Here is a 2313-nt window from a genome sequence, read left to right on the forward strand (position 1 = left end):
GATATACTCACTGCCAGGTTTGGTCTCTGGCAGAGCTAAAAAGTCTGTTAGTGTGATGGCTTTTGAGGGGGATTGGCCCATCGAACTGTCTTCTCAGGTGCGTTAGCCGTGGGTTCAATGAGTACGTTTAATTGTAAGAGGCACTTAATAAAAGCAGGGTACGTGTATTTTCGTAATTCCGTACTTAAAATCCCTCAATCCTTGGCTTGACGGAGACTGCCAATTCGGTTTAGATTTTTGGCTAGGCCGTAATGTTAGTGCGGCTGTTCTACTGGAACCTAATACTTGGCACCGTCAGCAGGTGGTTACGACACCCACTGACGGCTGGCCCACGGATTCACACGCAATCCACGGGATGGGGGTTATTATCCCACCCTCTGCGATTTGCAATGCATCTTTGTGGGGGGCTGGGGTTAGGTTCTGGCTTTCCTTGTCCCTTTTGGGACAGTCCTTTTGACGGAGACCAGAACCATGTTTCAAGAGTCTAATCAGGGCGCTGCTGCGCCCACCGTTCAGCGTGTGCCCGACTATTTACCCGAGCATCTGTACGAAAACGTGCGGCTGATCGCCCTGGGTAGCCTTACCGTTGTGCGGCTCACCATCCAGGACCTGCACAGTAGGCACTATGCCGAGCCCAACGACTGGAGCCGCCCTTTACCGACCGGGCGACCCAATGAGGTGATGGCGATTTTGACCAAGCGGGTCAGGGTTGATTAATGGGATAGCCGTTGTCTCTTGCCCGTGCTGGTTATGAGGCTGAAGTCCGCGCCGGATTGAAAGTCCGGCGCTAGCTGAGGGTTGTCCGCTAAAAGGGACAATTTGGTGTGGAAGCGCTATGGGCTGGTCGTGGGCCGATCGAAGCATAGCTAAGTGTTGTGGAAGCGAACTATTGTAAACACATCTCCGATCGTTGTGTCCCTTCCAGCGGACACCCTTCAGTTAGTCCTGGGTTTTGAACCCTGGGTGGGTTGACGCTGCCTCGCCAGATGCAAGATCTAAGGTTCGCTAAAACGCGGACGCTAGAATGAAGATCACGTCATATGGGTATGGCTAATGAAATTCCGCTTTAGGGTCTTGATCGGGCTGTGTCTGTCGCTGACACTATGTTTCAGCGTTTGGTTTAGCGCCGCTGAGGCATCGCCGTCGCTGTTAAATCCTCGGATCAATCGGCTAGAATCGCAGTTGCGATCGCTCCAGTCCCAAGTCACCCGTCTTCAATCTCAGCTACCCCGCACTAGCCCTGGCCGAACCACTTCTAGCCCAGTACCGCTGCCCGATACTCCCAACGTCGATCAACAGTTCGACACCCTGGCGATTTTAATCATCGAGCTGCAAGACCGAGTATCAGCCCTAGAAGCAAAACTCGAGCAAACAGACGAGCCTATATAAGAAACCGTTTCTCCCCTTTTCAAGGGGGAAGACAGATAGTCTTGTGGCAGTTACCCGTCAATAATGCAACTCATTTCTGGAGATTAACCCAAAAATTCACTAACCCCCGCGTAACCAGGAGATTGTTTGAAGTATTAGTAAAGTCGCGCCTCAACTCCGGATAAGGCCATGCAAATCACGCATGTTGGATTGGTAGATGCACCCTGATTCCGAGCCCTAGAGATGCATCTTTGGGGCTCTTTCTTCTTAATAGGCCTAAGAAAATTTCGAGATTTACATAGGGGTGCATGTGCGAAATTGTTGATATTACAGTGATGGCTGTTGAACTTTCAAGTATCAAAATGCGTATTGGAAGTCTTGACGGCATCGCAAACTCAGAAAAAATAGTGCAGGTATTCTTGTAGAATCAGGAAAACCAGAAACGCTTGTAGCGGCAACAATAAAACTCAAGAGAAGCTGAAACCACGTCTTCTGATGGGACGTAAAAGTATTGAACATATCTGCGAAGCTACGACATACTTCGTCTAAAACTTTTTACAAGAAGCTTTAATAAACTAATTCTTCTTGAATTTTTCGCAGGATGTTTATAAATCTGTCTAGGTTCTTTACCTATGTTTTATGACTCAAAGTCTAGAATAGCCGTATGAACTAACAGACATTTTGTCTATGGGTTAGTGATAATAAGCTTGAAATTCACAAGCAACAATAAGCTCAAGATTTAAAGGCAACAGCAATCTTGAGATCTATGAGATCTAATTTAATAGGTGCTTAGGGCCATTTTACTCTGGAATTCGCATTTATGCGAATTAGATGGTATTGCTTGATTTCAGACTCTCCAACTTTGGATTTCGATAGCTGAAAGCCAACAAAATTATTACCTAACTCTAGAATAAAATCGCCCTAAATAGGTGCCCTAGTTAATGA

Annotated in this window: 2 protein-coding genes; both read left to right on the top strand. The window is 47.2% G+C overall.

Annotated features, from left to right (window positions below):
- Nucleotides 1-471: 471 nt before the first annotated feature.
- A complete protein-coding gene (locus tag IQ260_RS29960; protein ID WP_193996702.1) occupies nt 472-717 on the top strand; it encodes a hypothetical protein in 246 nt (81 codons plus the stop codon).
- Nucleotides 718-1053: 336 nt separating this feature from the next.
- Nucleotides 1054-1389: a hypothetical protein gene (locus IQ260_RS29965; RefSeq protein ID WP_193996703.1), complete on the top strand. Its 336-nt coding sequence runs from the start codon at nt 1054-1056 to the stop codon at nt 1387-1389.
- Nucleotides 1390-2313: the final 924 nt, after the last annotated feature.

It is taken from the genome of Leptolyngbya cf. ectocarpi LEGE 11479 (genome assembly GCF_015207065.1).
GTDB lineage: Bacteria > Cyanobacteriota > Cyanobacteriia > Phormidesmidales > Phormidesmidaceae > Leptothoe > Leptothoe ectocarpi.

Excerpts from the sequence above, each read along its gene's own strand:
- IQ260_RS29960 (WP_193996702.1), top strand. The coding sequence starts at position 472 with ATGTTTCAAGAGTCTAATCAGGGCGCTGCTGCGCCCACCGTTCAGCGT.
- IQ260_RS29965 (WP_193996703.1), top strand. The coding sequence starts at position 1,054 with ATGAAATTCCGCTTTAGGGTCTTGATCGGGCTGTGTCTGTCGCTGACA.